The sequence below is a fragment of the Pedobacter sp. ASV12 genome (assembly GCF_016429155.1).
Taxonomy (GTDB): Bacteria; Bacteroidota; Bacteroidia; order Sphingobacteriales; family Sphingobacteriaceae; genus Pedobacter.
In genome coordinates this window covers 1-6,113 of the sequence record NZ_JAELUC010000134.1, presented here as the reverse complement: position 1 = coordinate 6,113, position 6,113 = coordinate 1, and the positions used below count along the sequence as shown (strand labels likewise).

The 6,113-nt window shown below is 45.3% G+C and carries 7 protein-coding genes; all 7 read left to right on the top strand.

The features are described 5' to 3' along the window. The coding region (locus JHD69_RS18810; RefSeq protein WP_199141884.1) for an anthranilate synthase component I family protein at positions 1-1,163 on the top strand (1,163 nt) is incomplete at its 5' end. A 28-nt stretch (positions 1,164-1,191) separates the two neighbouring features. Next, entirely contained in the window at positions 1,192-1,815 is a 624-nt protein-coding gene (locus tag JHD69_RS18805; protein WP_199141883.1) for an anthranilate synthase component II, read from the top strand. A gap of 11 nt (positions 1,816-1,826) precedes the next feature. Beyond that, a complete protein-coding gene (trpC, locus tag JHD69_RS18800; RefSeq protein WP_199141882.1) occupies positions 1,827-2,642 on the top strand; it encodes an indole-3-glycerol phosphate synthase TrpC in 816 nt (271 codons plus the stop codon). Positions 2,643-2,744: 102 nt separating this feature from the next. Continuing rightward, on the top strand, positions 2,745-3,143 hold the full coding sequence (locus tag JHD69_RS18795) for a hypothetical protein (protein ID WP_199141881.1): 399 nt from the start codon (positions 2,745-2,747) through the stop codon (positions 3,141-3,143). Positions 3,144-3,377: 234 nt separating this feature from the next. Further along, on the top strand, positions 3,378-3,809 hold the full coding sequence (locus JHD69_RS18790) for a hypothetical protein (protein ID WP_199141880.1): 432 nt from the start codon (positions 3,378-3,380) through the stop codon (positions 3,807-3,809). 511 nt (positions 3,810-4,320) lie between these two features. Next, positions 4,321-5,514 carry a GTPase HflX gene (gene hflX / locus JHD69_RS18785; protein ID WP_199141879.1) on the top strand — a complete coding sequence of 398 codons (1,194 nt, stop codon included), beginning with the start codon at positions 4,321-4,323 and terminating at the stop codon, positions 5,512-5,514. A gap of 91 nt (positions 5,515-5,605) precedes the next feature. Then, the gene (gene rbfA, locus JHD69_RS18780) at positions 5,606-5,992 is read left to right on the top strand and encodes a 30S ribosome-binding factor RbfA (RefSeq protein WP_199141878.1); all 387 of its coding nucleotides are present in this window, start codon (positions 5,606-5,608) and stop codon (positions 5,990-5,992) included. Positions 5,993-6,113: the final 121 nt, after the last annotated feature.

Genomic DNA, 6,113 nt, shown 5'->3' with positions numbered 1-6,113 from the left:
GCTTTGTGCTTACCGATGAAATTACGGCATTTAAGGCACAGTTTAAATCGATAAGCCCCGCAGTTGATAAAAAAATATCGACAGGCTTGTTCGGTTATTTTACCTGGAATACCGTGCAGCATTTTGAGGATATCAAATTTACTTCGACTGCTCCGGCCGATGAGACGATTCCAACCATGCAATACCATGTGTATCGTTATATTATTGCCATCGACCACTTCAAGAACGAGATTACCTTGTTCAAAAACGTGTTTAACGACGACGATAACGACGATCTGACCAAAATCGAATACCTCATCCAAAACAAGAACTTTCCAGAGTATAGTTTCCGGGTTAATGGCGAAGAAGAATCGAACCTGAGCAACGAGGGCTTTATGGAGATGGTAGAACAGCTGAAAAAGCACATCTATCGAGGCGATGTTTTTCAGATTGTACCTTCGAGGGCTTTTAAGCAAGGCTTTCTGGGCGACGAGTTTAATGTTTACCGTTGCCTGCGCTCTATCAATCCTTCGCCCTACCTGTTTTACTTCGACTATGGCAGCTTCAAGCTGTTTGGTTCTTCGCCCGAGGCACAGATTACGGTAAGCAACAGCGTGGCCAGTATTTACCCCATTGCAGGCACCTTTAAGCGTACCGGAAACGACGAAGAAGATGCAGCCTTGGCCAAAAAATTGGAACAAGACCCTAAAGAAAGCGCCGAACATGTCATGCTGGTTGATTTGGCGCGTAACGATTTGAGCCGGCATTGTACCGGTGTAGCAGTCAAATCGTTTAAGGAAGTGCAGTACTACTCGCATCTCATCCACTTGGTGTCTAAAGTAAGCGGGAATTTGCAGGAAGGAACCAGCTCGTTCAAAATCGTGGCCGATACCTATCCGGCTGGAACTTTGAGTGGCGCGCCAAAATACAAGGCCATGCAACTGATTGATCACTATGAAAAGCTGAGCCGTAATTTTTACGCAGGAGCCATTGGCTACATGGGTTTTAACGACGATTTTAACCACGCCATTATGATTCGAACCTTTATGAGCAAAAATAACCAGCTGCATTACCGGGCAGGTGCCGGTATCGTAGCCGATTCGGTGGCCGAAAGCGAACTGAACGAAGTAAACAACAAGATAGCCGCTTTGCGCAGGGCAATTGCAATGGCTGAAGAGATTTAGGATTTTAGATTTACGATTTACGATTGAGATGGAAAATAATCAAGCCTTAACAGGAGGCAAAAAGATATTGGTAATTGACAATTACGATAGTTTCACCTATAATTTGGTACACCTCATTAACGAATTGGGCTTTGAGGCCGAAGTATGGAGAAACGATAAGTTTGAACTTGACGAGGTAGCGCAGTTTGATAAGATTTTGCTTTCGCCAGGGCCGGGTATACCCGAAGAAGCAGGTTTGTTGCTCGAGGTAATTAAAACCTATGCGCCGCGTAAAAGCATCATGGGCGTTTGCCTAGGCCAGCAGGCCATTGCCGAAGCCTTTGGAGGCAGCCTGCTCAATTTGGGCCGGCCTATGCACGGCATTGCCACGCCAGTTACGGTGCTAGACGAAAGCGAATTGTTGTTTAGAGACTGTCCGACACAGGTGGAGGTAGGCCGTTACCACTCCTGGGTGGTTAATCCTGCCGATTTGCCTTCGGTGCTGCACGTTACGGCCATCGATGCCGACCAGCAGATCATGGCCTTGCGTCACCGCGAGTATGATGTGTGCGGCGTACAATTCCACCCCGAAAGCGTGCTCACGCCCAATGGCAAGCAAATGATGAAAAACTGGTTAACCATCTCAAGTCCTCAAAGAGGCTTTGACCTATAACTGAAAGAAACATGGAAAAATCAAGCACTCCTTCAAAAGCTGGAGATAACATACTCGATAAAATCGTTCGCCGCAAAAAAGAAGAAGTTGCCTTGGCCAAAAGCCGGGTGAGCGTAAAAGAGCTGGAGGCTTATGCGCATTTTGGCAGGCAGCCTTTGGTATTCAGGGATTTTCTGTTGGACGAACAACATACCGGTATCATTGCCGAATTTAAACGCAGGTCGCCATCAAAGGGGCTGATTAATGGAACGGCCGATGTGGCATCGGTAACCCAAGCCTATGCCCAAGCCGGTGCCTCGGCCTTGTCGGTGCTTACCGATGCCGATTTTTTTGGAGGCAAGGCCGAAGATCTGCAACAAGCCAGAGCGGCCAATCAAATTCCCATCCTGCGTAAGGATTTCATGATAGACGAATACCAGATGTTGGAAGCAAAGGCCTGGGGTGCCGATATCATCCTGCTCATTGCCGCTATTTTAAGCCCACAGGAAATTGCCCAACTGGGCAGTTTTGCGCAAAGCCTCGGGTTAAACGTGTTGTTGGAAGTGCACAACCTTGAAGAGCTGCAAGCCAGCATTTGCCCCTACGTAAACGCCATTGGCGTAAACAACCGTAACCTGGGCGATTTTACCGTAGACATCCAAACTTCCTTCAAGCTGGTGAGCCACATTCCTGATACGTTTTTGAAGATATCAGAAAGTGCCATCAGCAAGCCACAAACCATTAAGGAGCTCAAAAGTGTAGGGTATAATGGATTTTTGATAGGCGAAAACTTTATGAAAACCGAAGATCCCGGTCAGGCGATTTCAGATTTCGTAAAGTGCTTATAGTCTGCAATTTAATGACTTGAACAAGGCATGTTATTGTTTTCGTTTGAGTTAATGGCATAGTGTTTGTTTTTTAGTTGGCATTACTCACTAAAAACTAATAAGATGAAAAACTTTAGAAAACTATTACTTGCCGTACTCCCGTTAATGGCTCTTGCAATTTTGGCCTCATGCAGCAAAAAAGACGATGAAACACCTGCCGGAACACACAAAGTAGTGTTCAAGGCCGAAACTTCTACGGATGCCAGCATTTCGACTGCCCTGTTTACCAACGCAACTGGCGATGTAACCACCAATACTTCGGTAAACAGCAGAACGTTTACCAGTGCTGAGCTGACTATTCCTTCGTCTGTATTAGTGATTAATTTTGGCGCAAACGGATCAGGTGCAAGTGCCAACTCTAGCCTAAAGGTACAGATTTGGGTAGACGGCAAACTCGTTAAAGAAAACATCGGAACAGGTACAGTATTATCTGCTACCACAAGCTATACTTTCGGTAAATAGCATGGGTTAAAATCAGGAATAGCCCGGTCTGGATGGTAAATCCGGATCGGGCTTTTTGATTCTTAGCGAATAACAGCCATTTTTTGCAGGCGCTGCTCATTGTAGCCACTGCAAAAATGCCCTGATTTAATAAAAACACGTGTTTTTTGGGTGTTAAAATACTGGTTTTCCGTGATGGACTGGCATAAGGCACAAGGCTAACTTTGTCGTAGTTACAACGAAAAAGATAAGACTATGAAAAAGATGAAAAACCTGAGAAAGCTATGCTATATAGCGTTGCCTCTAATGGTGCTAACCCTATTGAGTGCCTGCAGCAAGAAATCCGACGATGTGGCCGATCCGCGCAAAGGTTATCCTAAAAACGTAACCATCGAATACCGCGTAAGCAAGGTGTCGGGCGATAATATTGGGGTAATGGACATCCGTTTTACCAACGAAACAGATGCCGATACCCAGCTAACCGGCCAATCGCTGCCTTTCTCGAAAACAATTACCAAAACCGTAAACTATGCAAGCGATGTTAGCCTGAGCATAACCGAAAATTACAGGATTACAGGTTCCATCAAACTTGAGATATTGGTTAATGGCAAGGTGGTTAAAACCGAAACCCCGGTTTTTTCAAATACTTACATCACTGGTGGCGTGGTCTACCAATTTAATGATTAATTAACAAATGACGTGCGTGGTTTGCACAATTCCATTAGGAAATACAGTTAATTGATGAGGGCCTCTTGAAAAAGAGGCCCTTTTTATGGGGTTTGGGGTAAACGACCAATCCAGAGCTTTTAATAGGACTTTACACCCGTCTTTCCTAAACCCGATGGCAGCGGGCACGGAGTAAAGCGTACAGCGGGGCTGTTGCGGCCATGAAATGCTGTACTTGCTTTTCTAATTGATATGCTCTTGTTACTTTTTGCTGCCAACGGCGCTAATGTTGGTATTATTCGCCAACAATTAGTAGCGGGCAAATGGCTTCGTTAAAAATAAAGCATTTAGCCTTAATTGCGTTTTGGTACTCTTGTTGGTGTTCTTCACCAGCAAGTCTAGCTCAAAGCCTCCTCTTTTTGCCGACCAATTTCTATGCTAAGGGACATTTTTCTAAAACATTAGCGCTTTAGCCGAAGTTTTATAGGTGCAAAATGAAACGAACTTAGATTTCGTATCTTTGTAGCATACAATGGGAAAACAGAAATATTACGATACTGCCCTTAAGCAAGAACGAGCCGTTCTGGTAGGGGTGATTATGCCGGGCGAAAAACCCGAACAAACCAAAGAATACCTCGAAGAATTGGCCTTTTTGGTTGATACGGCAGGTGGAAAGGTAGAAAAAGTTTTTACGCAGCGCATGAGCAAGCCCGATCGTGCCACTTTTGTGGGCACCGGAAAGCTCGAAGAAATACAGGCTTATGTAAAGGCAGAAGAAATAGACATGGTGGTTTTCGACGATGAGCTTTCGCCGTCGCAACTGCGCAATATTGAGCGCGAACTGCAGGTAAAGGTCTTAGACAGGAGCAACCTGATTTTGGATATTTTTGCCGGACGGGCGCAAACCGCGCAGGCCAAAACGCAGGTAGAGCTGGCCCAGCTGCAATATTTATTGCCTCGATTAACCCGTTTATGGACCCACTTGGAGCGCCAAAAAGGAGGTATCGGGATGCGTGGTCCGGGCGAGACCCAGATTGAAAGCGATAGGCGGATGATCTTGGAGAAGATCTCCCTGCTCAAAGAACGCCTCAAGCTGATTGACCGCCAAAACGAAACACAACGCAAAAACCGTGGACAACTGATCCGAGTAGCCTTGGTAGGCTATACCAACGTGGGCAAATCAACTATCATGAACATGCTTTCCAAATCGGATGTATTTGCAGAAAACAAGCTTTTTGCTACGCTAGATACCACGGTTCGAAAAGTAGTGATCGAAAACCTGCCTTTCCTGCTTTCGGATACGGTGGGCTTTATCAGAAAATTACCACACCATTTGGTCGAGTGTTTTAAATCAACATTAGACGAGGTGCGCGAAGCCGATATTTTGGTACACGTGGTCGATGTTTCGCACCCAAATTTTGAAGACCAGATCCATACCGTAAACGAGACCCTGAAAGACCTGGGTGCCCGCGACAAGGAAACCATCATGGTTTTTAACAAAATCGATGCCTACGTAACGCCAGAAACAGACAGGCATGAAGACGAAGAAGAAGCGCCGCTTACCCTGGCCGATTTCAAAAAAAGCTGGATGGCACATCATAACGATCCGGCCATTTTTATTTCGGCAACGCTAAAGGAAAACGTAGAAGAATTTAAACAGCTGCTGTACGATAAAGTAAAAGTCCTACATACTACGCGCTATCCCTACGATAAGCTGCTATATTAAGAAAAAAGAGCGTGCACATCTGGAAAAGGCTTATATTGCAACAAATGCTTTAGCCATCCAATGCAGCAGTTGGATATAGATATTTGAGATTATGGAAAGTAAAAGACAACAGAAGTTTGCAGGATTATTACAAGAAGAACTGGCCGCAATTTTTCAGCGCGAAGGGGCTTCTTATTTGCCCAATACGTTAGTAACCATTACCAAAGTTAGGGTATCGCCCGATTTGGCCGTAGCCAAAGTATATTTGAGTTTTTTGAATACCAACAATACCAGTCTATCGGTAGCTACCGTAAATGCACATGCCAGCGAAATCAGGTATAAACTGGGCTCGCGCATCCGCCATCAGGCTAGGGTTATTCCAACGCTTTCGTTTTTTGTAGACGATACCAACGAATACGTGGAGCACATGGATAAAATATTCGATAAAATAGCCAAGGAACGAAAAGATACGGACGAGCCAACCGATGCAGACCAATAGGTACATTCGCGAACCAGGAAATTTTTTTACCCATGCAGTACCGGCCATTTTGGCCATTCCGGCTTTGTATTTGCTGCTGCAGGCGGCTAGTACCTCTTTTGCTTATACCGCCGCTTATGTG

What these genes read in the sequence shown, in the direction of transcription:
- hflX (WP_199141879.1), top strand. Translation starts at nt 4,321, where the DNA reads ATGGGAAAACAGAAATATTACGATACTGCCCTTAAGCAAGAACGAGCC.
- JHD69_RS18795 (WP_199141881.1), top strand. Translation starts at nt 2,745, where the DNA reads ATGAAAAACTTTAGAAAACTATTACTTGCCGTACTCCCGTTAATGGCT.
- JHD69_RS18805 (WP_199141883.1), top strand. Translation starts at nt 1,192, where the DNA reads ATGGAAAATAATCAAGCCTTAACAGGAGGCAAAAAGATATTGGTAATT.
- JHD69_RS18790 (WP_199141880.1), top strand. Translation starts at nt 3,378, where the DNA reads ATGAAAAAGATGAAAAACCTGAGAAAGCTATGCTATATAGCGTTGCCT.
- trpC (WP_199141882.1), top strand. Translation starts at nt 1,827, where the DNA reads ATGGAAAAATCAAGCACTCCTTCAAAAGCTGGAGATAACATACTCGAT.
- rbfA (WP_199141878.1), top strand. Translation starts at nt 5,606, where the DNA reads ATGGAAAGTAAAAGACAACAGAAGTTTGCAGGATTATTACAAGAAGAA.